We start from the raw sequence: 26,260 nt of genomic DNA, 5'->3' as shown, positions 1-26,260 counted from the left end.
CGCGCCTCACTTTCGGGGCTTGCGCGCCGTCTTGCGCGGCTTCGGCCCGGGCATGGCGGCGGCCGTTGCGAGCAGCAGCGCCTGCAGCTGGTCTGCATCGTCGAGCAGTTCGTCCGCAACCGGATAGGGCTTGGCGACCGGATACGGCGGACGCCGCGGAAGGTTCGCCGTAAGCGCCGCGGTAGCGTCCGCCGCCTTGACGAACAGGCTGTTGTCGCAAGCGAAGGCGACGATCTTGCCGTCGATGTAGATGCCGTATTCGCCGAACATCCGCTTGAAGGTGATGCGATCGTCCAGCCCGGATTGCTCGATGACGTACTCGACGAAGGAAACATCTGTCGCCATGTGTCGCCTCCTGGCGCTAACCTGCCGGCTGGGTTAACCCACATCACTTTACGGCACATGTCGCGGTCACTGGCGCAGAATCGCCTGGAGGGCGCGGGCCTGCGTACTGACCGCCCGGGCGCCGCGAGGTCGACGATGCCCTGTCCGGACCCAATCATGCCCGGCGGAAGCCGACAGGATCATCCGCCGAAGCGATTCCACCTCCGCCCTGAGCGGCTGCACGAGCCTGGCCCCGATCTTCCTCGATAGTCGTCGCGGACTTGGCTTTGCGTGAGCCCATGTTCGCTCCCCGGCAGGCCGACGATCGAGTGGACGGCACGCCTGGCGCGTGCGTCGTGCGGTCAAGGTTTGCCGGGGCGGGGCCACGAGCGGGCGCATCGATGGCGCCGAACGTGCCTGCGGGCTCGCTAAACCGCGAACTCGTGCCATGCCACCCGTCGGACGGCGCAGCCCGCCCTGAGCGTGTTGTGGACCTCGGCGAGCCGGTCGGTTTCCGACAGCAGGTGCTCCACCTCCACGGCCGAGGCGGAGGACTCGATCCGCGCCGAATAGGTAATGGACCCGGCGGCGAGCCCGACGCCGCCGAACTGCGCCGTGGCGACAACTTCGCAGCCGGCGATACCGACACCGAGGCGCTCGGCTTCGCGGTACAGGTCGTTGCAATAGCAGGTCGCCAGGGCCGCCATCAGCAACTCGCCACCGTTGATCGCGCTTCCGTTGCCGGACGCCTTGGCGGACACGGCCAGCCGTTGGGGCCTGCCTGCCGTGGCGACCGTCAGCTCGTGCTCGTTCGAGCGATTTCGGATATGCGCCGAAATTTTCACATGCCTAGCTCCCCTCAAGCGGCCGGTGCCCAGGTTAGGCAAGCTTGCGAGGTGGTGTCGACTTTCCGGGCCATGCCATCGTGCGGCCGCTCGGGACGAGCTATCCGATTTTCCGCCCTAGCGCCTCAACGGCAGCGGTTGATCTGGTCGCACAGCGACGCGGCGGCGTGGCGGGCGGCCGCAGCGAAGTCCTCGCCCCTGCCGGCGTAGAGGATGGCGCGGGAGGAACTGATCATCAGGCCGGTGCCGTCGGCGGTGCGGCCATGGCGCAGTACGGCCGCGACGTCGCCGCCCTGGGCGCCGATGCCGGGGACGAGAAGGGGCATGTCGCCGACCAGGGCGCGCACCTGCGCCAGCTGCTCGGGCCAGGTGGCGCCGGTGACCAGGGCACAGTTGCCGTGGGTGTTCCAGTCGCGGGCGATGATGCGGGCCAGGTGCTGGTAGAGCGGGAGGCGCTCGCCATCGGCGCCCTCGACGATGAGGTCCTGGAGGTCGGCAGCGCCGGGGTTGGAGGTGTGGCAGAGCAGGATCACGCCCTTGTCGGCGCGGTCCAGGAAGGGCTGGATGGAGTCGCGACCGAGGTAGGGATTCAAGGTGACGGCGTCCGCCCGGTAGCGCTCGAAGGCCTCGGTCACGTAGTGCTGTGCGGTGGAACCGATGTCGCCGCGCTTGGCGTCGAGGATGACCGGGATGCCCGGGTGCGCGTCGTGGATGTGGGCGATCAGGCGCTCGAGCGCATCTTCGGCGCGCAGCGCGGCGAAGTGGGCGATCTGGGGCTTGTAGGCGCAGACCAGGTCGGCGGTGGCGTCGACGATGGCGCGGCAGAAGTCGAAGACCGCATCCGGGCGATCGCGCAGGTGGGCGGGGAACTTGGCCGGCTCGGGGTCGAGGCCGACGCTGACGAGGGAGTCATTGCGCTGCCATGCCTGGTGCAGGGACTGCATGAAGTGCATGGGGGCTCCTCGTTGTACGGTGATGGTGGTGTCGCTCGATGGTGCTCGGGGCCAGGGCGGCCCCTCTCCCCAACCCTCTCCCCCGGCTTTGCCGGGGGAGAGGGAGCCGGTTTCGGCGGGGGCGTGGATTACGTCGAACCCTGGAATCCCAAATCCCGAATCCCGGCTCTTACGCCAGCTTCTTGTACTTCACACGCTTGGGACCGGCGTCGTCGCCCAGGCGGCGCTTCTTGTCGGCCTCGTATTCGTTGTAGTTGCCGGGGAAGAACTCGACGTGCGAGTCGCCCTCGAAGGCGATGATGTGCGTGGCGATGCGGTCCAGGAACCAGCGGTCATGGCTGATCACCACCGCGCAGCCGGGGAATTCCAGCAGCGCGTCTTCCAGCGCGCGCAGGGTTTCCACGTCCAGGTCGTTGGACGGTTCGTCGAGCAGCAGCACGTTGCCGCCCTGCAGCAGGGTCTTGGCCATGTGCAGGCGACCGCGCTCGCCGCCGGACAGGCTGCCCACGATCTTCTGCTGGTCGGTGCCCTTGAAGTTGAAGCGGCCGATGTAGGCGCGCGACTGGATCTCGAAGTTGCCGATGGTAAGGATGTCCGAGCCACCGGACACTTCCTGCCAGACGTTGTTCTTCGGGTCGAGCGCGTCACGCGACTGGTCGACGTAGGCGAGCTTGACCGTGTGGCCAAGCTTGACCTCGCCCGAATCGGGCTGCTCCTTGCCCATGATCATCTTCATCAGCGTGGACTTGCCCGCGCCGTTGGGGCCCATTACGCCCACGATGGCACCGGGCGGGATCTTGAACGACAGGTCGTCGATCAGCAGGCGGTCGCCGAACGACTTGCTGACGTTCTTGAACTCGATCACTTCCTGGCCCAGGCGTTCGCCCGGCGGGATGAAGATCTCGTTGGTCTCGTTGCGGCGCTGGTACTCGACCGAGTTCAATTCCTCGAAGCGGTTCAGGCGCGCCTTGCCCTTGGACTGGCGGCCCTTGGCGGCCGAGCGGATCCACTCCAGTTCCTTCTCGATCGCCTTCTGGCGCGACTTTTCCTGCTGGGCTTCCTGCTTCAGGCGGGCGTCCTTCTGCTCCAGCCACTCGGTGTAGTTGCCCTTCCACGGAATGCCGCGGCCGCGGTCGAGCTCGAGGATCCACTCGGCGGCGTTGTCGAGGAAGTAGCGGTCATGGGTGACCGCCACCACGGTGCCGGGGTAGTCCTGCAGGAAGTGCTCCAGCCACTCGACCGACTCGGCGTCCAGGTGGTTGGTCGGCTCGTCCAGCAGCAGCATGTCCGGCTTGGACAGCAGCAGGCGGCACAGCGCCACGCGGCGCTTCTCGCCGCCGGACAGCGGGCCGACCTTGGCGTCCCACGGCGGCAGGCGCAGCGCGTCGGCGGCCACTTCGAGCTGGCGTTCCAGCGCGTGGGCGTCGTTGGCGGCGAGCAGGTTCTCCAGCTTCTCCTGCTCCTTCGCGAGCGCATCGAAGTCGGCGCCTTCCTCGGCGTAGGCGGCATAGACTTCCTCCAGGCGCTTCTGCGCGTCGAGGATCTCGTGCACGCCTTCCTCGACCACTTCGCGCACGGTCTTGTCCGGATCGAGTTGCGGCTCCTGCGCCAGGTAACCGACCTTGATGCCCGGCTGCGGGCGGGCCTCGCCCTGGAAGTCCTTGTCCACGCCGGCCATGATCCGCAGCACCGTGGACTTGCCCGCGCCGTTCAGGCCCAGCAGACCGATCTTGGCGCCGGGGAAGAAACTGAGCGAGATGTCCTTGATGATCTGGCGCTTCGGGGGAACGATCTTGCTCACCCCGTTCATGGTGTAGATGTACTGCATGCTGCGGCTCCCTGAGGGCGTCCGCGGGCCGCGCGGGCGGTCCGACGGTAAAGGCGGGGAAATGACCGCCAATTATCGCCGATCGGGCCGTGTCTTGCCATGGCGGGCGCCGTTGGGCGGTCGATGCTGCGCGCTTCGAAGGTGGTCCGAACCCTGCGGCGGTCTCCCATTCCCCGGCGTCGTTCCTCCGAAAAGCGGGAATCCGTCTCGGCTTCGTGCTGGTGGCGCTGTTCATCTGGCTGGCCGAGAACGTGGGCACCTTCAGCCGTGCCTGGCTCTACCCGGCGCAGCGCCAGGGCTGGTCGATGGCGCTGCCGGGCAAGCTCGGCTCTCGGCTGCTGCTGATGGTGATCAGCTACGTGATGGTGTGGGCGTTGCACCGGCGCGACGCGGGCAGTGGCCGCAAACCCCCGGCAGGGCTACACTTTCCGGCTTACACCCACCTGCCACCCACCGAGGCGACGCATGTTCCCGAAGGATTGCACGATCGAAGGTTTCGACCCTGAGCTGGCCAAGGCCATCGCCGACGAGGCGCGCCGCCAGGAGGACCACGTCGAGCTGATCGCCTCGGAGAACTACGCCAGCCCGCGCGTGATGGAAGCGCAGGGCTCGGTGCTGACCAACAAGTACGCCGAGGGCTATCCGGGCAAGCGCTACTACGGCGGCTGCGAGTACGTGGACGTGGCCGAGCGCCTGGCCATCGATCGCGTCAAGCAGCTGTTCGGCGCCACGTACGCCAACGTGCAGCCGCACTCCGGTTCGCAGGCCAACCAGGCGGTGTACCTGGCCCTGCTCAACCCCGGCGACACCATTCTGGGCATGTCGCTCGCCCACGGCGGCCATCTCACCCACGGCGCCAAGGTCAACATTTCCGGCAAGCTGTTCAACGCCGTGCAGTACGGCGTGAACGACCAGGGCCTGATCGACTACGACGAGGTCCAGCGCCTGGCCAGCGAGCACAAGCCCAAGATGCTGGTCGGCGGCTTCTCGGCCTACTCGCAGGTGGTCGACTGGAAGCGCATGCGGCAGATCGCTGACTCGGTCGGCGCCTATTTCTTCGTGGACATGGCGCACGTGGCCGGCCTCATCGCTGCCGGCGTGTACCCCAGCCCGCTGCCGCACGCGCACGTGGTCACCTCCACCACGCACAAGACCCTGCGCGGCCCGCGTGGCGGCATCATCGTGGCCAGCCGCGAGGCGATGGGCGAGGCCGGCGAGGAGATCGAGAAGAAGCTGCAGTCGATCGTCTTCCCGGGCATCCAGGGCGGTCCGCTGATGCATGTGATCGCCGCCAAGGCGGTGGCCTTCAAGGAAGCGCTGGAGCCGGACTTCAAGGCTTACCAGGCGCAGGTGGTGAAGAACGCCAAGGCGATGGCCAGGACCATCATCGAGCGCGGCTACAAGATCGTCTCCGGCGGCACCGAGAACCACCTGATGCTGGTCGACATGATCGGCAAGGGCGTCACCGGCAAGGACGCGGAAGCGGCGCTGGGCAAGGCCCACATCACGGTCAACAAGAACGCCGTGCCGAACGATCCGCAGAAGCCCTTCGTCACCTCGGGCCTGCGCGTGGGAACCCCGGCCGTCACTACCCGCGGCTACAAGGAAGCCGACTGCGTCGAGCTGGCCAGCTGGCTGTGCGACGTGCTCGATGCGCCGGGCGACGAGGCGGTGATCGCCAAGGTGCGCGGCAAGGTCGAGGCGCAGTGCAAGAAGTTTCCGGTGTACGGCTGATCGATCCCCGATGCACTGCCCCTTCTGCCAGCACGAAGACACCCGCGTGATCGACTCGCGCCTGACCGAGGACGGCGCCACCGTGCGCCGTCGTCGCGAGTGCCCGCAGTGCGGCGAGCGCTTCAACACGTTCGAGACGGCGGAGCTCAAGCTGCCGGCGATCGTCAAGAGCGGCGAGCGGCGCGAGGCGTTCGACGAACGCAAGCTGCGCACCAGCTTCGAGCGCGCCCTGCAGAAGCGGCCAGTGGCCAGCCAGGACGTCGACAACGCGGTGCGCGAGATCGTCAACGACCTGCGCCGCAGCGGCGAGCGTGAGGTCGCGTCGCGCCAGGTCGGCGAACTGGTGATGCGGGAGCTGAAGAAGCTCGACCAGGTGGCCTACGTGCGCTTCGCCTCGGTCTACCGCAAGTTCGAGGACGTGCAGGCGTTCCGCGAGGAGATCGAGAAGCTGGAGCGCGACCTGCCGGAGCTGGACAAGCTGCAGCTGTCGCTGCTCGGTGGCGAAGGCGGGGAGCCGCGCCGCGGCCGCAAGAGCTGAGCGCCCCCCTCCCTCCTTCGACAGGGACAGGGGCGGGGTGAGAGGCGAATCCCGCCCAGGCGCATGAGAGTTCAGAGCTGCCGGTAGCCTCCTGAACGTTTCGGCGGCCTCCATCGAGCATCATTGCCGCGAAAGCGGTAATCCACTTTGACCTTTCCCGTAGAGCAAGGTGGATTTCCGCGTTCGCGGGAATGACGTCCGAAAGCTTGCCGAGCCACACTCGTTTGCTGAGACTCGACGACTCTCCGTGGAAGGGAGCAAACCCGCATGACCTTCACTGCCCTCGACCATCTCCACATGGCGCACGCGCTGCGCCTGGCCGAGCGCGGGCTCTTCACCACACAGCCCAATCCGCGCGTGGGCTGCGTGATCGCGCACGGCGAGCAGGTGGTGGGCACCGGCTGGCACCAGCGCGCCGGCGGGCCGCACGCGGAGGTCTTCGCCCTGCGCGAGGCGGCCCAGGACGCGCGCGGCGCCACCGCCTACGTGACGCTGGAGCCCTGCGCGCATTTCGGTCGTACGCCGCCGTGCGCGGATACGCTGGTCGCCGCCGGCGTGGCGCGGGTGGTGGTCGCCACGGAGGATCCGTTTGCGCAGGTGGCCGGCAAGGGCATCGAGAAGCTGCGCGCGGCCGGTATCGCAGTGGAAGCCGGCCTGCTGCGCGAGCAGGCGCGCGAGTTGAACGTCGGCTTCTTCAGCCGAATCGAGCGTGGGTGGCCGTTCGTGAGGCTCAAGCTCGCCATGAGCCTCGATGGCCGTACCGCCCTGGCCGAGGGCGAATCCAGATGGATCACCGGCGAGGCCGCCCGCGCTGATGTCCAGCGCTGGCGCGCGCGCAGTTCCGCCATCCTCACGGGCAGCGGTACCGTGCTGGCGGACGACCCGCGCCTTACCGTGCGCCTGGACGCCTCCGACGAGGCGGCGGGCGGCCCGCTGCCGCCGTTGCGCGTGATCCTCGACGGCCGGCTGGGCACGCCGGTCGGCAGCCAGGTGCTCGACGCGCAGGCCCCCACCGTGCTGATGCACGCGGCCGGCGCGCCCGTTCCGGCCCACCTGTCGAAGGTGGACCGCATAGCGTTGCCCGAGCAGGATGGCCGCCTGGACCTGCATGCCGCGCTGGCCGAACTGGCGCGCCGCGAGGTCAACGAATTGCACGTCGAAGCCGGCCCCACGCTGTGCGGCGCGTTGCTGGCCGCGGGGCTGGCCGACGAGCTGCTGCTCTACGTCGCCCCCGTGCTGCTGGGCGACACCGCCCGCCCGCTGCTGGCCCTTCCGCCGCTGGCCCGCATGGCCGAGCGCTGGCGCCTGCAGACGCTGGACCGGCGGATCGTCGGCGAGGACATGCGCCTGCGGCTCCGGCCGATCCCGTAGCGGCACCCGGGGATATGCAGGATCGGTTGCAGTGCCTGGGGCTTGCCGCGGAACGCAGCGCTTCGCCTGGGCACACCGGCGCGGTGCTAGACTTCGCCGGCCGGCCTGCCGGCACACGACGTCTTCAGGGCGGGGCGAAATTCCCCACCGGCGGTAGGTTCCCTTAAGGAACGAGCCCGCGAGCGCTTCCGCTTTCCGCGGAAGGTCAGCAGATCCGGTCCGATGCCGGAGCCGACGGTTGGATGCGAAACGGCATCCTCACAGTCCGGATGAAAGAAGACGGTCGGATGCGTGGCCCTGCGCCGCGCGTCGGCCTCATGCCTTGGGGCGTTCTCGCTCGCTTTCCTGCGGAGAACGTTTCATGACCAGCATCGTTTTCGACTTGTGCGTGGCCTCCCGCCGGGAGGCGCGCTGATGTTCACCGGCATCATTCAAACGGTGGGCCGCATCGCGCGGCTCGAACCCCGCGGCGGTGATGTGCGCCTGCACGTCGATACCGCCGGCCTCGACCTTGCCGACGTGCAGCTGGGCGACTCCATCGCCGTGTCGGGCGTGTGCCTGACCGCGGTCGCCCTGGAGGCACGCGGCTTCGCCGCCGACGTCTCCAACGAGACGCTCTCGCTCACCACGCTGGGGCAGCTCGCGGCCGGTGACCCGGTCAACCTGGAGAAGGCGCTGCGCCTGGCCGACCGGCTTGGCGGGCACCTGGTCTCCGGCCACGTCGACGGCGTGGGCAGGGTCGTCTCGGCGACGCCCGACGCGCGCTCGCAGCGCTGGACCTTCGAGGTGCCGGCGAACCTCGCCCGCTACATCGCCGCCAAGGGCTCGATCTGCGTCGACGGCACCAGTCTTACCGTCAACGAGGTGGCCGGCACGCGCTTCGGCGTGAACCTGATCCCGCACACGGTCGAACACACGGCCTTCCACGCCAAGCGTGCCGGGGACGCGGTGAACATCGAAGTGGACGTGATCGCGCGCTACGTCGAACGGCTGATCGGCAGCGGCCAGGCGCCGCGGCTGGACGAGGCCTTTCTCAAGCAGCACGGCTTCGCCTGACCGAAGCGGGCGTGCGATGCCCGACTGCTCGTCGGCCCATCGACCCGCTTCACACCACCCATCCGCTCCATACGCCTCCGCGTCATTCCCGCTTTCGCGGGAATGACGCCAGGCAAGCAGCGAACCACCCGGAATCCTTCCATGCCTTTCAACACCATCCCCGATATTCTCGAAGACCTCCGCGCCGGCCGCATGGTCGTGATCCTCGACGACGAAGACCGCGAGAACGAGGGCGACATCGTGATGGCCGCGCAGATGGTGCGGCCGGAGGACGTCAACTTCATGGTGCGCGAGGCGCGCGGCCTGCTGTGCCTGACCCTCACCGAGCAGCGCACGCGCCAACTGGGCCTCAGGCCCATGGTCAGCGACAACACCTCGCCCTACCACACCAACTTCACCGTCTCGATCGAGGCGGCCGAGGGCGTCACCACCGGCATCTCGGCGCACGACCGCGCGCGCACCATCCAGGTGGCGGTCAAGTCCGACGCGAAGCCGCAGGATCTCTCGCAGCCCGGCCATGTGTTCCCGCTCACCGCACAGCCCGGCGGCGTGCTTACCCGCGCCGGCCATACCGAAGCTGGCTGCGACCTGGCCGCGCTGGCGGGACTGGAGCCCGCCGCCGTGCTGATCGAGATCCTGCACGAGGACGGCTCGATGGCGCGCCGCCCGGAACTGGAGGTCTTTGCCGCCAGGCATGGCCTGAAGATCGGCACCATCGCGGACCTGATCCGCTATCGCCTGGAAACGGAGAAGACAATCGAGCGCGTGCACGAAGAGGACGTGCAGACCGAATTCGGCCCGTTCCGCCTGGTCGCCTGGCGCGACGCCATTCGCCACGGCCTGCACTACGCACTCATCCGCGGCGCGGTCGACGACGGCGCGCCGGTGCTCACCCGCGTGCACGTGCGCAACACGCTCTCCGACGTGCTCCACCTGACGCGCGACGACCTGGGGCTGACCGTCACCAGCGCACTGCGCCGCATCGCCGACGAAGGCCGCGGCGTGCTGCTGGTGCTTTCGGGCGAGGACACCGCCGAAGCGCTGCTGGCGCGGCTCAAGCGCCAGCCGGCGACGCTCGCGCCCGAGGATGCGCAGCAGCAGGAATGGCGCCAGCTCGGCCTGGGTGCGCAGATCCTCACCGACCTGGGCGTGCACAAGCTGCGCGTCCTTGGCACGCCGCGCAAGCTGGTGGGCCTGGCCGGCTTCGACCTGGAAGTGGTCGAGTACGTGTGAGCCTGCGGCCCATGGGCCGAGTGCGCGGCCCTTCGACTCCGGCCTGCGGCCTACGCTCAGGGCGAACGGGTTTTCTTGGACCGTTCACCCTGAGCGTAGGCCGCAGGCCGAAGTCGAAGGGGCGCCCGAAACCTCACATGCCTTAGGATCACCCGCATCCCACCGCCACCACGCCCATGCCCCACGCCCGCATCCGCCTGATCGCCCCCTCCGGCTACGCCCACGACCCCGCCGTCATGGCGCGAGGCGTGGCGCGCCTGCGCGAGGCCGGTTGCACCGTCGAGGGGCTGGAGGTGCTGGAGCGCGCGCAGTTGCGCTTCGCCGGCAGCGACGCCGAGCGCGCGGGCGACATCAACGCGCTCGCCACGCTCGACGCGTTGCCCGACGTCGCCCTGGTCACCCGCGGCGGCTACGGCGCCGCGCGCATCCTCGGCCAGCTCGACTACGGCGCCCTGGGCGAACGCCTGGCCGGCTCCGGCCTCGCGCTGGTCGGCCATAGCGATTTCACCGCGCTGCAGCTCGCGCTGTACGCGCGAAGCGGCGTGTGCAGCTTCGCCGGCCCGCTGCTGGCGGACCTTGGCGCCGAGCCCGCGCCGCTGTTCACCTGGGAGCACTTCTGGAAGACCCTTGCCGCCGATTCCTGCGAGGCCGCCTGGCCCGGCGCGGGCCAGGCGGAGGTGGACGTGCACGGCACGCTGTGGGGCGGCAACCTGGCGGTGCTGTGCAGCCTGCTGGGCACGCCTTATTTCCCGCGGATCGAGGGCGGCATCCTGTTCGTCGAAGACCTGGGCGAGCCGCCGTTCCGCATCGAGCGGCTGTTCTATCAATTGCACCTGTCCGGCGTGCTCGGCCGGCAACGGGCGCTGGTGCTGGGTGATTTCCACGAATGCCGCCCGGGTCCGCGCGACAACGGCTACGACCTGAAGGCGACGTTCGCGCAGCTGGCGCAGGTCGCCGGCGTCCCCGTGATCCACGGTCTGCCGCACGGCCACGCCGCGCGCCAGCTCACGCTGCCGTTCGGCGCGCAGGCGCGGTTGCAGGTGGGCGACGGCGAGGCGCGCCTGGCGTGCACCGGCTATCCGCACCTTTCCCCACCGCCGTGCGCCTAGGGGCGGCGTCGGCAGCCCGCGGCGCAAATCCGTAAAATACCCGGCCCGCGAAGGGCTCCCGCTCATCCCAAGGATCGTCAATGAACATCATCGAAGGCGACTTCGCCACGCCCACTGGCCGCTTCGCCATCGTCGCCGGCCGCTTCAACGGCTTCGTCGTCGAGCCGCTGGTGGCCGGCGCACGCGACGCGCTGGTGCGCCATGGCGTCAGGGACGAGGCGATCGATCTGGTCCGCGTACCTGGTGCCTGGGAAATCGCGCTGGCCGCGCACAAGCTCGCCAACTCCGGCAGCTACGCGGCGGTGATCGCGCTGGGCGCGGTGATCCGCGGCGCCACCCCGCATTTCGACTACGTCGCCGGCGAGTGCGCCAAGGGCTTGGCGCAGGCGGCGTACGGCTCCGGCGTGCCGGTGGCCTTCGGCGTGCTCACCACCAACAGCATCGAACAGGCGATCGAGCGGGCCGGCACCAAGGCCGGCAACAAGGGCGCCGACGCCGCACTGGCCGCGCTGGAGATGGCCAACCTGTACGGGAAGCTGTGATGAGCCCGGCACCGCAAGGCATCGACCTGGCCGCCCGCTCGCGCGCCCGCCGCCGCGCGCTGCAGGCGCTGTACGCCTGGCAGATCTCCGGCAGCCACATGAAGGCCGTGATCGAGCAGTTCCGCCACGAGCAGGACATGGAAGTGGCGGACCTGGAGTACTTCGAGGACCTGCTGCACGGCGTGGAGCGCCACGTCGATGAACTGGATGCCGCGCTCAAGCCCTACGTCGACCGTGAAGTGTCCCAGATCGATCCGATCGAACGCGCCGCGTTGCGCCTGGCCGCCTACGAACTCAAGTACCGCCTGGACGTGCCTTACCGCGTGATCCTCAACGAGGCGATCGAGGTCACCAAGCGCTTCGGCGCCGAGCACGGCCACAGCTACGTCAACGGCGTGCTGGACAAGCTGGCCGGCGAACTGCGCGCGGCCGAGAAGGGCGCGCGCTGATCCTCGCTCCTTCCCCCGTGCAGCAGGGGGGGGCACTACGCGCCACAGTCGCGGCTGTTGTCCGCGATGGCGGCTATGCGCCATTGCCCATCCACCTGTACCAGGTTGAACACGTCGGTGCCGCAATGGTGCGGCTTGCCGTCCAGCAGGAAGCTGTAGGGCGCCCACACCACCGCCAGTTCGTGGTCGATGAGCACCTGCGGCGTGCCGATGCGCTCCTCGATGCGCTCCTTGCCGGGCTTTACGTGGTCGACGAACGCGCCGAGCGTGAGCTGCACAGGCTTGCCGTGGCGCATCAGCGTGGCCGTGCCGTCCGGCAGGACCTGGGCGCGCATGGCTGCCTGGTCGTAACGGGCCATGCCGTCGAAGAAAGCATGCACGGGCGCGAGCACGGCGGCATCGCCGGCCTTGTCCGCCGCCATGGCCGGTGCGGCGCCGATGGCCAGCACGACGCCCGCCAGCAGGGACAGGCGCAGCCGGTGCAAGGCAGGGGATGCGGGGATGGAACAGGACAGGACGTGGCGCATGGGCTTCTCCCGGTGGGTTTCGGGCCGATTCTGCCAGCGCGCGGCCGGGGTGCGCCGTGCCGTTCGACATGCATGCGGCTTGCCTTCGGGCGGCACGTGATGCTCTGCTTGCATGCTCCCCTGCGAGGCGCGCCATGGAATTCCGCCTGATCGACCGCATCCGCGAACGCACCGCGCAGCCGCGCGGGGACGTGCGGCTGGGCATCGGCGACGACGCGGCCTTGCTGGCCGTGCCGCCCGGGCAGGAGCTGGCGGTGGCGATCGACACGCTGGTCGAGGGCGTGCATTTCCCCTTGAGCACCGCGCCGGCCGACGTCGGCTGGAAGGCGCTGGCGGTGAATCTCTCTGACCTGGCTGCGATGGGCGCCCTTCCGGCGTGGGCGCTGCTCGCGCTGACCTTGCCCCACGCCGACGCGGCGCGCGTGGATGGCGTGGCCGAGGGCTTCGCGCAGCTGGCGCGGCAACACGGCGTGGCGTTGGTGGGCGGCGACACCACGCGCGGACCGTTCTGCCTCAGCGTCGCCGTGCATGGCTTCGTGCCGCCGGGACAGGCGCTGACCCGTTCCGGCGCGTGCGTGGGCGATGCCGTGTTCGTCACCGGCACGCTCGGCGACGCCGCCGGCGGTCTGCGGCTGGTGCAAGGGGGGCGGCCGTTCGATCCGGCGGACGAATCCCATCGCAGCTTGCGCGCCCGGCTGGATCGCCCCGTCCCGCGCGTGCGCGCGGGCCTGGCGCTGCGCGGGCTGGCGCATGCCTGCATCGACGTTTCCGACGGCCTGCTCGCCGACCTCGGCCACGTGTGCGCGGCCAGCGGCGTGGGCGTGGAGGTCGACCGCGGCGCGCTGCCCCTGTCCGCGGCACTGTGCGCGGTGTTCGGCGAGGCCGATGCGCGCAAGTTCGCGCTGTCTGGTGGCGACGATTACGAGCTGTGCTTCACCGTGCCGCCCGCGCATATCGCCGCGGTGCAGGTGACCCTGGCCGACCTCGGCTGCCGCGCCACGCGCATCGGCCGCGTGGTCGAAGAGCAGGGCGTGAGTCTGGCCGGCATCGGGCCGGTGCCGCACCAGCGAGGCTGGGACCACTTTCCCGGCTGAAGCCGCACTGGGCAAGCATGGTCGCTCGCGCTAGCGTGTGCGGCCTCCAACGCGCGCGCGCCGGCACCTTCACACGGACAACGATGGTCGACAGGAAGAAACTCACCGCGGCGCAGCGCCGGCAATTGCTTGCCACTCCAGCCGGCTGGATCGCCTGCGGGCTGGGCTCGGGGCTCGCGCCGGTCGCCCAGGGCACCTTCGGCTCGGCGGCGGCCATCCTGCCGTGGCTGCTGCTGCGCGAGCTGCCGCTGCCGCTCTACGCGCTCGTGCTGGCGCTGGCCTTCGCTCTGGGCGTGTGGGCCTGCAACGTCGCCGGCCGCGCGCTGGCCGTGGACGACCACCGCAGCCTGGTCTGGGATGAATTCGTCGGCCAATGGCTCGCGCTGTTGCCGCTGCTATTGGCGCCCGCACCGTGGTGGGCAGTCGCCCTCGGCTTCGGCCTGTTCCGCCTGTTCGACGTGTGGAAGCCCTGGCCGATCGGCTGGCTGGACCGCCATCTCAAGGGCGGCCTGGGCGTGATGGTCGATGACGTGGTGGCGGGGGCCTACGCTGCCGTGGTGCTCGCGCTGGTGGCGAGGTGGCTGTAGCGCCCGGATTTCGCCGTACCTTGAGGCGAGCTGCGTATCCTTGGAGGACCCGTTGCATCGGTCCCTGAGGAGAACACCATGCTCTACCGCCGCCTAGGCCGCACCGGCCTGCAACTGTCCGCGCTGTCCTTCGGCGCATGGTTGACCTTCGGCCGGCAGGTGGGGCGCTCGCAGGCGCGCGAACTGCTGGCGCTGGCCCACGACCGTGGCGTCAACTTTTTCGACAATGCCGAGACCTACAACCAGGGCGAGGCCGAGCGGGTGATGGGCGACGTGCTGGCCGACCTGCGCTTCCCGCGCGACAGCTACTGCGTGTCGAGCAAGGTGTTCTTTGGCGCCGTGCAGGATCCCAAGCCCACCCAGCGGGGCCTCTCGCGCAAGCACGTCATGGAGGCCTGCCACCAGGCGCTGGAGCGGCTGAGGGTCGACCACCTGGACCTGTACTTTTGCCACCGCCCCGATCCGGATACGCCGATCGAGGAAACCGTCGCCGCGATGGACACCCTGATCCGCCAGGGCAAGGTGCTCTACTGGGGCACCAGCGAATGGCCGGCCGAGGCGATCTACGAGGCGCATCGGATCGCCCGCGAGAACCATCTGTATGCCCCGGCGATGGAGCAGCCCCAATACAACCTGCTGCACCGCGAGCGGGTGGAGGTGGAGTACGCGCCGCTGTACGAGGCCTACGGCATGGGCACCACGATCTGGTCGCCGCTGGCGTCCGGCCTGCTGACCGGCAAGTACAACCAGGGCGTGCCGGCCGACTCGCGGCTGGCCCAGCCCGGCTATGAGTGGCTGCGCGAGGGTGTGCTGGGCCAGGGCGATGAACGCCTCGGCAAGGTGCGCGCACTGCAGCCGATCGCCGCCGACCTGGGCGCCAGCCTCGCGCAGCTGGCGATCGCCTGGTGCCTGCTCAACCCGCACGTTTCCACGGTGATGCTGGGCGCCAGCAAGCGCGAGCAGCTGGAACAGAACCTGGGCGCGCTGGACCTGCTGCCGCGGCTGGATGCGGCGGTGGCGCAGCGGATCCAGCAGGTGATCGAGTCAGCTTGAGGTCATGCCGTTGCCGTGACCGGGAGTGCAACAGCCCGGTTGCGGCTATCGGCGCAGCAGGTCGTCGGCGTCTTCGGTGTGGAAATGCCGCTTGAACGCAACCTCGCCAGTGGGCCCTTGCTCCAGCTCGCGTGCATAGCGGTGGCCGGCGTAGACCGCGTGCGCGATCAGCCCCGGCGCCTCGGCGTCGCCGATGCAGCGCACGCTGCGGATGCCGGCGCCATCCCACTCCGCCTCGCGCTGCGTGAGCTCGCGGTACAGCACATCGTCGGGCAGGCGGGCGGTGACGGTGACCACGGCGTCGCAGTCCAGTTCGCGGCGGCGGTGGGTCCAGACATCCTCGACGAGGAGGGTGCGGCCTTCGTAGCCGACGATGTCGTGCGCCACCACCGGCTCGATGCCCAGCTCGGCCATCCGCTTGCGGATATAGCGGTAGTCCAGCGTGTGCAGGCTCCACGGCGCGATCCCGTCGTCCGGAGTCAGGTGGATCACCTCCCAGCCGCGCAGGCGCAGCAGTTCGGCTGCCACGCTGCCGTAGTAGAAGCCGTCGTCGTCGAACACCACCACGCGGCCCCCGGACTGCTGGAGGTCGGGCAGGCGGCCATCCATCAGATCGTCGGGCGTGAACACGCGGGGGTTGTCGGCGAAGCCGGGGATGTCGAAGCCGTTGCTGCGGCCGTAGCCGTCGCGGCGCCAGCGGCAGCCGGTGGCCAGCACCACGTGTTCGGCGCCGAAGTCGAGCACGTCCTGCGCGCTGAGCGGTGAATCGAGATAGACCGCCACGTTCGCCATCTTCTGGATCTGCCCCACGCGCCAGTCGCGCACGCGCGCCCATTCGGCCAGACCCGGCAGGCGCGACTCGCGGGTGACCCGACCGCCCAGCTCGCGGCGAGCCTCGGCCAGGCTCACCTCGCAGCCGCGCTGGCCCAGCGCGCGCGCGGCCTCCAATCCGGCGGGGCCGGCGCCGACCACCAGCACGCGGGCCGGCGTACGCACCGGCGCGATGCGCTCGGGGTGCCAGCCTTTGCGCCACTCCTCGCCCATGGTCGGGTTCTGCGTGCAGCGGATCGGCGAAATGGTCATGTCGCCGGAGACACAGATGTTGCAGCCGATGCATTCGCGGATGTCCTCGCCGCGGCCTTGCTCGATCTTGCGCGGCAGGAACGGGTCGGCGATCGACGGCCGCGCGCAGCCGATCATGTCCAGCACGCCGCGCTTGAGCTGCGACACCATGGTGTCCGGCGAGGTGAACCGGCCGACGCCCACCACCGGCTTGGTGGTGGTCTTCTTGACGAAATCGATGAACGGTTCCTGCGCGCCTTCGGGCGCGAAGCGCGAGGGCACCGAGTCGTTGTACCAGGCGGCCAGGTTGACGTCCCACAGGTCCGGAAGCTCGGCCAGCATGCCCACGATGTCCTGCGCCTCGGCCAGCTCCACGCCGCCGGGGCCGAGCAGCTCCTCGGTGGCGAAACGCAGCGCCACCGCGCAGCGGTCGCCCACCGCGTCCCTGGTGTCCTCCAGCACCTCGCGCAGCAGGCGCACGCGGTTCTCCAGCACGCCGCCGTAGTGGTCGCTGCGGCGGTTGCGCCGGCGCTGCAGGAAATGCATCGCCAGCGACAGGTCGTGCGCGGCGTAGACGTAGATGATGTCCATGCCGGCGCGCTTGCCGCGGATAGCCGCCTCGCGGTGCCAGCGCCGGTATTCGCGGATGTCGTGCAGCGTCATCTCCCGCGCCTGGTGCGGGTAGCCGTACTTGGTCGGCTGCGCCGAAGGCGCGATCAGCACTTCGCGCGAATACAGGTTGGACGCGGTGGGGCCGTTGTGGGTCAGCTCCAGCGCGGCCAGTGCGCCGTGCGCGTGCACCTTGTCGCACATCAGCGCCAGGGCGGGAATGTCGCGGTCGTCCCACAGCCGCGCCTCGACGTAGGGCGTGAGGTCGCCGCTGGGGTGGATCTCGCACTCCTCGGTGGAGACCACCGCCCAGCCGCCCTCGGCCTTCATCTCGCGCATCGCCGCATGCGCCAGCGGCATGGCGTGTCCCATGCCGTTGCAGTGCGGTACCTGGAAGAAGCGGTTCTTCGCCGTGACCGGGCCGATCCTAACCGGCTCGAACAGGATGTCGTAGCGCGGATCTCTCATCGAGGCAGTACCCCCACGGATGGTCCGGAACGGCGGCGCAGACGCATCAGTGCGTACAGCGGCAGGCCGGCCGCGATCAGCCCCAGCGCGTACAGGAAGGGTTCGCGGCCGATGCCGACGAAGGCGAGCACCACGAACGAAAGGCTGGCCAGGGCGACCAGCAGCACGCGGCGCGTGGTACAGGCCGCGTGGCGCCGATGCCACAGCACCATCAACGCGAGCGTGCAACACAGGTACAGCGGCAGGTTCGCGGCGGTCACCACCCGGGTGAGGAAGGTGAATGCCGCCACCAGCGATTTGCTGTAGCTCATGCCGACCATCGCCGAAGCCAGCGCGCCGGTGAGCAGCAGCGCCAGTGCCGGCGCGCCGTGGCGGTTGTTGCGCGCCAGCACCGTTGGCAGCACGCCGCGCTCGGCCATGGTGCGGGTCAGTTCGCCGGACAGCAGCGTCCAGCCGTTGAGCGCGCCCAGGCCGCTGATCACCACGAACAGCGCCAGCCAGCGCCCGGCGCCGGCGACCGCGTAGCGGTCCATCAGCAGCGCGAACGGCGCGTTCGCCTCGGCCAGCTCGTGCTGCCGGATCAGCAGCAGCGGCACGCCCGATACCACGACGTAGACGATCGCCGTGAGCACGGTGCCGGTCATGGTCGAACGCGGGATCGTGCGTGCCGGATCGTCGACGCGGGCCGCCGGCACGCTGGCCGACTCGATGCCGAGCATCGCGAACAGCGCGATGGTCGCGGCCGCCGTCACGCTGCCCAGGGTGATCGGCGTGGCGGGCGGATGGGCGGTGTAGTTCGCCGGCGCGGTCAGCAGCACCCAGCCGCCGAGCAACGCGATCGCCAGCATCGGCAGCAGCTTGAGCGCGGTGGTGACGATCTGCACGCCGCCGCCGGTGCGCACGCCGAACAGGTTGACAGCCACCACGGCCCACAGCAGGCCCAGCGCGAACAGTGCCGGCGGCAGCGCGCCCAGCGGCGGAAACACCACTGCCATGTAGCCGACCACGCCGGTGGCGAGCGCCGCGTTGGTGAGCCACAGCGACACCCAGTACGCCCATAACGCGAGGTAGGCCGGCAGCTCGCCGAGGGTCTGCCGGATATAGTCGTAGGGTCCGCCGGCGCCGGGCAGAACCTGGGCCAGGTGCGAGAACACCCGCGCCAGCACGAGGCACCCGGCCAGCACGATGGCCCAGCCGATCAGCGCGTTGAACCCGAACGGCGCCAGCGACGAGGGCAGCACGAAGATACCCATGCCGATAACGTTGCCCACCACCAGCGCGGTGCAGGTCCAGAAGCCGATGCGGGTGCCGGCGGGCGCGCCGGCCGGTGGGAGTTGTGGCTCGGCGCGGGGCAAGGTCACGCGGATTCCCCGGCCGGCCCCGCATAGGCCGCGCGCAGCAGGTTCTGGAAATGCCAGACGCCGCCCTCGCGCTTGGGGCACAGCCGGCCGGGTACGTAGTGGCCGGAAGCCAGGCCCTTCTGCACCGCCTCGCAGATTGCGATGTCCTCGTGCTGCACTTCGTCGCTGAACGCCTGGTCGGCGGCGATGCGCGCCTGGGCGCCCTCGTCCTGCGCGTAGTAGTAGTCGAACTCCACCCGGCAGCGGTCCGGCCCCAGCGGCAGGATGCGGTTGGTCTGCAGACGGCCGGGCATGATGTTGAGCATCACGTTGGGGTAGATGAAGTAATAGAACGCCCGGCCGTCGCCGTAGATGTCGCCGCTGTTGCGCAACGGCGAGGACTGCAGCGAATGCCAGGCGAACATTTCGGTGTCGTAGGCGCGATAGTCGAGCACCCGCGACAGCCCCGGATGCACGTGCGGCAGGTGGTACCCCTCAAGGAAGTTGTCGATATAGACCTTCCAGTTGCAGGCGATGTCGTAGCTGTCGCGCCGCAGGTAGCGCATAGCCGACAGGTCGATCGGCGCGATGCGCTCGACGATGCCGCCGTAGACCTCCTCGAACGCCGGCACGTGCGGGTCCAGCGCCATGAACACCAGGCCCTGCCACTGGTGCACGCGCAGCGGCGGCAGGCGGATGTCCTCCACCTTGAAGTCGCAGGCGTCCTGCATCTCCGGCGCGCTGCGCAGCTGGCCTTCCAGCGTGTAGGTCCAGCCGTGGTACTTGCAGTGCAGGGCGCGCGCGCCCTTGCCGTCGCACAGCGCCAGCGGCCCGGCGCGGTGCCGGCACACGTTGGGGAAGGCGCGCAGCACGCCGTCTCCTCCGCGGACCAGCAGGATCGGCACGCCGGCGATCTCGCCGACGGCATGGTCGCCCGGCCCGGCCAGCTGCCCCTGGTGGGCCACCAGCTGCCAGCTGCGCGCGAACACCGCGCGCCGTTCCATCGCCAGCATCGCCTCGCCGGCGTAGTAGCGCGCGGGCAGGGCGCGCGCGCGGTTGAGTTCCTCGACCCGGGTGTCGGCGGTCATGGTGGATGGTTTCCCCGATGGCGTGGACGCGACGGGCCGTCGTCTTCGATGGCATCCATGCGCTGCGCGTTCCTGGCAGTGTATGTCCGATCCCGGCGCGCATGTCCACCGTCGCGGCAGGGGCCGCAGCCACTACCTGCCGGCCGGATCGGGATGCTAGATTGCGGTGAGCCTCCAGGGAGCTGCCGTCCCCATGCCACGCGCCGCATGCCTGTCGTGTCGCCCGGGAACCGACCCGCACGCCGCTCCATCGCGGCAAGCCGACGCATGACGGAGGCTGCCGCCACCGGCACGCTGGAGCAGGCGCTGGCCCATGCCAAGCGGCTGCTGGAGCACGATCCGGGCCTGGCGGCCGAACAGCTCGGGGAGATCCTCAAGGTCGCCCCCGACCATCCATCGGCCCTGCAATTGCTGGCCGCGGCGCATTCGCGGCGGGGCGACCCGACCGTTGCGCTGGCCATCCTCGTTCGGCTGGCGCGTGCATGGCCGGACTCGGCACAAGTCCAGTTCGACCTGGGGCAGGCGCTGGCCGGCTGCGGCCGCGGGCAGGAAGCCATCGCTGCGCTGCGCCGCGCAGTGGCGCTCGATCCGAACCTGCCGCAGGCCTGGCGCGTGCTCGCCGACGGCCTAACGGCGGCGGGCGAAAGCGAGGCCGCCGATGCGGCCTATGTCAGCCACGTGCGCCACGCCGCCCACGATCCGCAATTGATGGCCGCCGCCGTGGCGCTGGCCGGGAACCGCATTCCCGAGGCCGAGGCGCTGCTGCGCGCGCAGCTGCGGCAGGCGCCCACCGACGTGGCGGCCATCCGCATGTTCGCCGAGCTTGCCGCACGGCTGGACCGCAACGAGGACGCCGTGCACCTGCTTGAGCGCTGCCTGGAATTGGCGCCCAGCTTCCGCGAGGCGCGCCGCAATTACGCGCTGGTCCTGCACCGCAGCAACCGGTCGGAGCAGGCGCTGGCCGAGATCGAGCGCCTGCTGGCAGCCGACCCGGAGGACGCCGGCAGCCGCGTGCTCAAGGCGGCAGTGCTGTGCCGCACGGGCGACTACGCTCAGGCGATCGGCATCTACGACGCGCTGCTCGCACAGCAGCCGGACAACTCCAAACTATGGGTGAGCCAGGGCCACGCGCTGAAGACCGCCGGGCACACCGAGCGCGCCGTCGCCGCCTATCGCCGCAGCCTGGAGCTCGAACCCTCGTTCGGCGAGGTATGGTGGAGCCTGGCCAACCTCAAGACCTTCCGTTTCGAGGCCAGCGAACTGGCCGCGATGCGTGGACAGCTGGCGCGCGCGGACCTGGCCGAGGACGACCGCCTGCACCTGGAGTTCGCCATCGGCAAGGCGATGGAAGATACGGGCGAATACGAGCCGTCGTTCCGCCACTACGCGCGCGGCAACGCGATCCGCCGCGCGCAGCTCAACTACAGCGCCGACGACACCAGCGCGCGGGTGCGCTACATCCGCGAGCGCTACACGCGCGAGTTCTTCGCCGCGCGCGCCGGCGCCGGCAGCCTGGCGCCCGACCCGATCTTCGTGGTCGGCCTGCCGCGCGCCGGTTCCACCCTGATCGAGCAGATCCTGTCCAGCCACAGCCAGGTCGAGGGCACGATGGAACTGCCCGAGATCACCTCGATCACCCGCCTGCTGCGCCAGCAGGGCGACGCCGGCGAGGCGATGCCCTACCACGGCGCGCTGGCGGCGCAGGGCGCCGACGCGCTGCGCGCGCTCGGCGAGCGCTACCTGGCGCACACCCGCATCCAGCGCAAGACCTCGGCACCGCTGTTCATCGACAAGATGCCGAACAACTTCATGCACCTGGGCCTGATCCAGCTGATCCTGCCGAACGCCAGGATCATCGACGCGCGCCGGCATCCGATGGCCTGTGGCTTCTCGGCCTTCAAGCAGCACTTTGCGCGCGGGCAGGGCTTCAGCTACGACCTCGAGAACATCGGCCGCTACTACCGCGACTACGTGGCGCTGATGGCGCATTTCGACGACGTTCTGCCCGGGCGCATCCACCGCGTGGTGTACGAGCGCATGGTCGAGGACACCGAGGGCGAGGTGCGTCGGCTGCTCGACTACTGCGGCCTGCCGTTCGAGCCAGGCTGCCTGCGATTTTTCGACAATCCGCGGCCGGTGCGCACGGCCAGCTCGGAACAGGTACGCCAGCCGATCTACCGTGAGGGGGTGGATCACTGGCGGCATTACGCGGCGTGGCTGGAGCCGCTGGCGTCGGCGTTGGGGCCGGTGCTGGCGAGCTACCCGGACGTGCCTGAAGGGGAGTAGCGGCTCGATACCGATCGTTTGTAGTGACTTGCCTGGGGAGGGTGTATGCATACGAATGGGTTGAAGCGGATCGGCGGGATACCACGAGCGACACTGGCGAGGCTGCCGCTGGCGGCGGCGATCTGCCTGGCTATCGCCGCGCCAGTCCTGGCACAGGACGCGGAACCGGCCGGGACGTCCGCCACGGCGCCGGCGACCAAGCAGAAGCCCACCACGCTGGGGGTGGTGAACGTCACCGCGCAGAAGCGCACCGAAAACCTGCAGAAGGTGCCGATCAGCATCGGCGTGCTGGAAAACGACCAGCTCGAGGCGCTGCACGTGCAGAATTTCAACGACTACGTGAAGTACCTGCCCAGCGTCACCTTCCAGCAGGGCGGCGGCGGCATCGCCACCGGCCCGGGCTTCGCCACCATCTACATGCGCGGCGTGGCCAGCGGCGGCAACACCAACCACTCCGGATCGCAACCCAGCGTGGGCGTGTACCTGGACGACCAGCCGGTCACCACGATCCAGGGTCCGCTCGACATCCACATGTACGACATCGCCCGCATCGAGGTGCTGGCCGGGCCGCAGGGCACGTTGTACGGCGCCAGCGCCGAGGCGGGCGCGCTGCGCATCATCACCAACAAGCCCGATCCCGGCGGCTTCGCAGCCAATTACACCCTCGGCATCAACAAGGTGGCGCACGGCGGCATCGGCTACACCACCGAGGGCATGCTCAACATCCCGCTGAGCAAGGCCGCGGCGGTGCGCCTGGTCGGCTGGCGCGAGCACGACGCCGGCTACATCGACAACAAGCCCGGCTCGCGGACGTTCCCGGTGTCCGGCATCACCGTCAGCAATGCCGATGGCTGCACGCCGGGCCCGCAGCTGGAGTGCTTCGGGCATGCCCGCAAGCACTACAACGACGCCAACACCAGCGGCGCCCGCGCCGCGCTGAAGGTCAACCTGGACGACGACTGGTCGATCAGCCCCACCCTGATGGGGCAGCAGACGATCTCGCATGGAACCTTCGCCAGCGACCCGGTCGTCGGCGACCTGGCCGTTACCCACTTCTATCCCGAACGGGTGAACGACCGCTGGTGGCAGGGCGCGCTGACCGTGCAGGGCAAGATCGGCAACTTCGACGTGACCTACGCCTATGCGCACCTGAAGCGCAACCAGGAAGAGGCGACCGACTACAACGACTACTCGTTCTGGTACGACACCCTGCTTTCCTACGGCGCCTATATCCACGACAACAGCGGCGCGCTGATCAACCCCTCCGAGTTCATCAGCGACCGCGACCACTACACCATCAACAGCCATGAGCTGCGCATCGTCTCGCCCAGCGAGGACCGCCTGCGGCTGGTCGCCGGCGCGTTCTGGCAGAAGCAGAAGCACGACATCATGCAGGACTACCAGATCAACAATCTGGCCACCAGCCTGTCGGTGGCCGGCTGGCCCAACACGATCTGGCTGACCCGGCAGATGCGCTACGACTACGACAAGGCCGTGTTCGGTGAGCTGTCCTACGACATCATTCCCGAGACGCTCACCGCCACCGTCGGCGGGCGCTACTTCCGCACTGCCAACCAGCTGTACGGCTTCTACGGTTTCAGCAAGGGCTTCTCGCCGAACTCCAGCTACGGCGAGGCCGGCTGCATCTCGGCCCAGCCGTTCATCGACGCGCCCTGCCTGGACTTCGACAAGCGCGTGCGGCAAAGCGGCTCGCTGGGCAAGGTCAACCTCACCTGGAACCTCTCGCCCAGCAAGATGATCTACGCCACCCGCTCCGAGGGCTACCGCCCCGGCGGCGTCAACCGCGCCGGCCAGCTGCCGCCCTACCAGGCGGACTTCCTGACCAACCTGGAACTGGGCTGGAAGACCTCCTGGTTCGACAACCGGCTGTCGTTCAACGGCGCGGTGTTCCGCGAGAACTGGAACGACTTCCAGTTCAACATCCTGGGCGCCAACGGCCTCACCCAGATCAAGAACGCCAACTCCGCGCGCATCGACGGCCTGGAGTCGCAACTGGTCTGGCAGGCCACCTACGACCTCAACATCAGCACCGGCGTGGCGTTCTACGACGCCAAGCTGACCGCGAACTACTGCGGCTTCACCGACGCCAACGGCAACGCGGTCACCAACTGTCCGCCCGGCTCGATCAACCAGTCCACCGGCCAGGTGGTGAACGGGCCGCTGGCGCCCAAGGGCTCGCGGTTGCCGATCACGCCGCGCTTCAAGGGCAACCTGGTGGCGCGCTACAACTTCAGCCTCGGCGGCAACGATGCTTTCGTGCAGGGCGCGCTTGTGCACGTGGGCCGGCGGACCACCGACCTGCGCCTGCTCGAGAGCAGCCTGCTCGGCGACCTGCCTGCGTACAACTCGGTCGACCTTTCCGCCGGCGTGCAAAGGGGCAACTGGTCGCTGGACGCCTACGTCGACAACGTATTCGACAAGCGGGCGGCGCTGTACAAGTTCACCGAGTGCTCCCCGGCGGTGTGTGCCGCGCACGGTGCGTCGGCGCTGTATCCGGACGGGCAGGTGTATACCGGCTTCAGCGTGCCGCGCACGTTCGGCATCCGCTTCAAACAGGAGTTCTAGCCGAACGTCGCCCGCAAGACCACGAAGGCCCCGGTGCCAACCGGGGCCTTTGCGTTTTCGTCCGCGGCGGCGTCCGTGCGGTGTCCGCGGACACCTGGACTTTGCCGGACGTGCGATGCAAACGATTGAAAGGTAAGCCTTTGTGGCAGGCGTCCTTATCTGGCATGCCGATTGCTGAGACTGCCGTGTAACCGCGCTGTACGCGGTCAGGAACGGCATCGATGATCCGCGACACTTCCGCTCAAGACCGAATGGTCGAAGTCAAACCAAACCGCAAGCGCCGGCTGCTGATAGCCGGCATCGGTCTGGCCGTGCTGGTCGCCGGCGGCCTGGCGCTGCCCGGCGTGATGCGGCTGTTCTCCGCCGATGCCTCGGTAAGCGCCTCGCGGCTGTCCTTCGCCACCGTCCAGCGTGGTCCTTTCGTGCGCGACATCGCGGCCGAGGGCAAGGTGGTGGCGGCGGTGAGCCCCACGCTCTACGCCACCTCCGGCGGCGCGGTCACGCTCAAGGTGCACGCCGGCGACACGGTGAAGAGGGGCCAGGTGCTCGCCACCATCGACAGCCCCGAGCTCACCAACAAGCTGGCGCAGGAAGAATCCAACGCCGACGCCATGGAAGTGGACTACCAGCGCGCCCAGATCGACGCGCGCAAGAAGCGCGGCGAACTGCAGAAGGCCTACGACAACGCGCTGATCGACCAGCAGGCCGCCGAGCGCGACCTGGCGCGCAACGAGAAGGCGTTCAAGCTCGGCGCCGTGCCGAGCATGGACGTGGACCGTGCCAAGGACACCCTGCAGAAGGCCAAGCTGACCACCATGCACGCCAAGGCGGACCTGGGGATGGACAACGACAGCCTGAACTTCGACATCAAGTCCAAGAAGCTCGCGCACGAGCGCCAGGAGCTGCTGGTCCAGGACCTCAAGCGCCAGGTCGACGACCTCAACGTGAAGTCGCCGGTGGACGGCCAGGTCGGCCAGCTGTTCATCGCCGAGCGCGCCACCGTGGCCAAGGACGCGCAGCTGCTCAGCGTGATCGACCTGTCCGCGCTGGAAGTGGAGATGAAGGTGCCGGAGAGCTTCGCGCGTGACCTCGGCATCGGCATGGCCGGCGAGATCACCGGCAACGGCAACACCTGGAAGGGACTGGTCAGCGCGATCTCGCCCGAGGTGGTCAACGGCGAGGTGGCCGCGCGGCTGCGCTTCGACGGCGCGACGCCGAAGCAGCTGCGCCAGAACCAGCGCCTGTCCGTGCGCATCCTGCTCGACAAGCGCGACAACGTGCTGACCGTGCAGCGCGGCTCCTTCGTCGACGAGTCCGGCGGCAACTACGCCTACGTCGTGCGCGGCGGCATCGCCGAGAAGAAGCCCATCCGCGTCGGCGCCAGCAGCATCGACAAGGTCGAGATCCTGGACGGCCTGAAGGAAGGCGACAAGATCGTGATCTCCGGCACCGACAACTTCAAGGATGCGGCGAAGGTCGCCATCAGCGACTGAGGCCACACCCACGGGCGCGCCGTTCCCTCGTGGAACGGCGCGCCCGGGCGATCGAGGCTCATCGTTCCAACTACTGCTCAACAAC

Annotated in this window: 23 protein-coding genes and 1 riboswitch; of the genes, 15 read left to right on the top strand and 8 right to left on the bottom strand. The window is 69.2% G+C overall.

The annotated features are described in order from the left end of the window. Positions 1-6 precede the first annotated feature (6 nt). The 4 genes from VGU65_RS11795 to ettA all read right to left on the bottom strand — a co-directional run bounded on the left by VGU65_RS11795 (position 7) and on the right by ettA (position 3,950). Positions 7-345 (bottom strand): TfoX/Sxy family protein, encoded by a 339-nt coding sequence (locus VGU65_RS11795; protein ID WP_327475936.1) that lies wholly within the window; start codon positions 343-345, stop codon positions 7-9. A 407-nt stretch (positions 346-752) separates the two neighbouring features. Next, on the bottom strand, positions 753-1,169 hold the full coding sequence (locus tag VGU65_RS11790; protein ID WP_327475934.1) for an OsmC family protein: 417 nt from the start codon (positions 1,167-1,169) through the stop codon (positions 753-755). Positions 1,170-1,294: 125 nt separating this feature from the next. Next, complete coding sequence (pyrF, locus tag VGU65_RS11785; RefSeq protein WP_327475933.1) at positions 1,295-2,122, bottom strand: orotidine-5'-phosphate decarboxylase; 828 nt, start codon at positions 2,120-2,122, stop codon at positions 1,295-1,297. Between the two features lie 169 nt (positions 2,123-2,291). Next, the gene (gene ettA / locus VGU65_RS11780; RefSeq protein WP_327475932.1) at positions 2,292-3,950 is read right to left on the bottom strand and encodes an energy-dependent translational throttle protein EttA; all 1,659 of its coding nucleotides are present in this window, start codon (positions 3,948-3,950) and stop codon (positions 2,292-2,294) included. Between the two features lie 89 nt (positions 3,951-4,039). On the opposite strand from ettA, the gene VGU65_RS11775 reads away from it, so the two are divergent. From VGU65_RS11775 to nusB, 9 genes are all read left to right on the top strand, one after another. Then, positions 4,040-4,456 (top strand): DUF817 family protein, encoded by a 417-nt coding sequence (locus tag VGU65_RS11775; protein WP_327475930.1) that lies wholly within the window; start codon positions 4,040-4,042, stop codon positions 4,454-4,456. Continuing rightward, a complete protein-coding gene (glyA, locus tag VGU65_RS11770; protein WP_327475928.1) occupies positions 4,416-5,684 on the top strand; it encodes a serine hydroxymethyltransferase in 1,269 nt (422 codons plus the stop codon). Before VGU65_RS11775 ends, glyA begins: the two co-directional genes overlap by 41 nt. A gap of 10 nt (positions 5,685-5,694) precedes the next feature. Next, on the top strand, positions 5,695-6,222 hold the full coding sequence (gene nrdR / locus VGU65_RS11765) for a transcriptional regulator NrdR (protein ID WP_327475926.1): 528 nt from the start codon (positions 5,695-5,697) through the stop codon (positions 6,220-6,222). Between the two features lie 267 nt (positions 6,223-6,489). Continuing rightward, positions 6,490-7,593 (top strand): bifunctional diaminohydroxyphosphoribosylaminopyrimidine deaminase/5-amino-6-(5-phosphoribosylamino)uracil reductase RibD, encoded by a 1,104-nt coding sequence (ribD, locus tag VGU65_RS11760; RefSeq protein WP_327475924.1) that lies wholly within the window; start codon positions 6,490-6,492, stop codon positions 7,591-7,593. A 116-nt stretch (positions 7,594-7,709) separates the two neighbouring features. Further along, positions 7,710-7,878: riboswitch (FMN riboswitch) on the top strand. Positions 7,879-8,007: 129 nt separating this feature from the next. Then, positions 8,008-8,649: a riboflavin synthase gene (locus tag VGU65_RS11755; RefSeq protein WP_327475922.1), complete on the top strand. Its 642-nt coding sequence runs from the start codon at positions 8,008-8,010 to the stop codon at positions 8,647-8,649. 141 nt (positions 8,650-8,790) lie between these two features. After that, positions 8,791-9,882 (top strand): bifunctional 3,4-dihydroxy-2-butanone-4-phosphate synthase/GTP cyclohydrolase II, encoded by a 1,092-nt coding sequence (ribBA, locus tag VGU65_RS11750; RefSeq protein ID WP_327475920.1) that lies wholly within the window; start codon positions 8,791-8,793, stop codon positions 9,880-9,882. A 176-nt stretch (positions 9,883-10,058) separates the two neighbouring features. Beyond that, complete coding sequence (ldcA, locus tag VGU65_RS11745; protein ID WP_327475918.1) at positions 10,059-10,991, top strand: muramoyltetrapeptide carboxypeptidase; 933 nt, start codon at positions 10,059-10,061, stop codon at positions 10,989-10,991. Between the two features lie 80 nt (positions 10,992-11,071). Beyond that, entirely contained in the window at positions 11,072-11,533 is a 462-nt protein-coding gene (gene ribH, locus VGU65_RS11740; protein WP_327475916.1) for a 6,7-dimethyl-8-ribityllumazine synthase, read from the top strand. Next, positions 11,533-11,982: a transcription antitermination factor NusB gene (gene nusB, locus VGU65_RS11735; protein WP_327475914.1), complete on the top strand. Its 450-nt coding sequence runs from the start codon at positions 11,533-11,535 to the stop codon at positions 11,980-11,982. Before ribH ends, nusB begins: the two co-directional genes overlap by 1 nt. Positions 11,983-12,017: 35 nt before the next feature. Here the strand turns inward: nusB and VGU65_RS11730 are convergent, their stop codons facing one another. After that, positions 12,018-12,509, bottom strand: coding sequence for a nuclear transport factor 2 family protein (locus VGU65_RS11730; protein ID WP_327475912.1), 492 nt, complete (start codon positions 12,507-12,509; stop codon positions 12,018-12,020). Between the two features lie 134 nt (positions 12,510-12,643). Here VGU65_RS11730 and thiL point away from each other — a divergent pair, with 134 nt between their 5' ends. The 3 genes from thiL to VGU65_RS11715 all read left to right on the top strand — a co-directional run bounded on the left by thiL (position 12,644) and on the right by VGU65_RS11715 (position 15,243). Beyond that, positions 12,644-13,603 (top strand): thiamine-phosphate kinase, encoded by a 960-nt coding sequence (thiL, locus tag VGU65_RS11725; protein WP_327475911.1) that lies wholly within the window; start codon positions 12,644-12,646, stop codon positions 13,601-13,603. Positions 13,604-13,686: 83 nt separating this feature from the next. Continuing rightward, positions 13,687-14,190: a phosphatidylglycerophosphatase A family protein gene (locus VGU65_RS11720; protein WP_327475910.1), complete on the top strand. Its 504-nt coding sequence runs from the start codon at positions 13,687-13,689 to the stop codon at positions 14,188-14,190. A 78-nt stretch (positions 14,191-14,268) separates the two neighbouring features. After that, positions 14,269-15,243, top strand: a complete 975-nt coding sequence (locus VGU65_RS11715; RefSeq protein ID WP_327475908.1) for a potassium channel beta subunit family protein — start codon at positions 14,269-14,271, stop codon at positions 15,241-15,243. A 45-nt stretch (positions 15,244-15,288) separates the two neighbouring features. On the opposite strand, the gene VGU65_RS11710 is transcribed toward VGU65_RS11715, so the two are convergent. From VGU65_RS11710 to VGU65_RS11700, 3 genes are read right to left on the bottom strand one after another with little or no spacing between them, the layout of a single operon-like run. Continuing rightward, positions 15,289-17,382, bottom strand: coding sequence for an oxidoreductase (locus VGU65_RS11710; protein WP_327475906.1), 2,094 nt, complete (start codon positions 17,380-17,382; stop codon positions 15,289-15,291). Next, the gene (locus VGU65_RS11705) at positions 17,379-18,743 is read right to left on the bottom strand and encodes an APC family permease (RefSeq protein WP_327475904.1); all 1,365 of its coding nucleotides are present in this window, start codon (positions 18,741-18,743) and stop codon (positions 17,379-17,381) included. Before VGU65_RS11705 ends, VGU65_RS11710 begins: the two co-directional genes overlap by 4 nt. Continuing rightward, positions 18,740-19,810 carry an aromatic ring-hydroxylating oxygenase subunit alpha gene (locus tag VGU65_RS11700; protein ID WP_327475902.1) on the bottom strand — a complete coding sequence of 357 codons (1,071 nt, stop codon included), beginning with the start codon at positions 19,808-19,810 and terminating at the stop codon, positions 18,740-18,742. Before VGU65_RS11700 ends, VGU65_RS11705 begins: the two co-directional genes overlap by 4 nt. 267 nt (positions 19,811-20,077) lie before the next feature. Here VGU65_RS11700 and VGU65_RS11695 point away from each other — a divergent pair, with 267 nt between their 5' ends. The 3 genes from VGU65_RS11695 to VGU65_RS11685 all read left to right on the top strand — a co-directional run bounded on the left by VGU65_RS11695 (position 20,078) and on the right by VGU65_RS11685 (position 26,175). After that, the gene (locus VGU65_RS11695) at positions 20,078-22,096 is read left to right on the top strand and encodes a tetratricopeptide repeat-containing sulfotransferase family protein (protein WP_327475901.1); all 2,019 of its coding nucleotides are present in this window, start codon (positions 20,078-20,080) and stop codon (positions 22,094-22,096) included. A 45-nt stretch (positions 22,097-22,141) separates the two neighbouring features. Continuing rightward, a complete protein-coding gene (locus tag VGU65_RS11690; RefSeq protein WP_327475900.1) occupies positions 22,142-24,682 on the top strand; it encodes a TonB-dependent receptor in 2,541 nt (846 codons plus the stop codon). A gap of 221 nt (positions 24,683-24,903) precedes the next feature. Beyond that, positions 24,904-26,175, top strand: a complete 1,272-nt coding sequence (locus VGU65_RS11685) for an efflux RND transporter periplasmic adaptor subunit (protein WP_327475899.1) — start codon at positions 24,904-24,906, stop codon at positions 26,173-26,175. Positions 26,176-26,260: the final 85 nt, after the last annotated feature.

Source organism: Frateuria sp. (assembly GCF_035943815.1).
Taxonomy (GTDB): Bacteria; Pseudomonadota; Gammaproteobacteria; order Xanthomonadales; family Rhodanobacteraceae; genus Frateuria_A.
The sequence above is the reverse complement of the archived record's forward strand: the minus strand, read 5'-3'. Positions and strand labels throughout refer to the sequence as shown.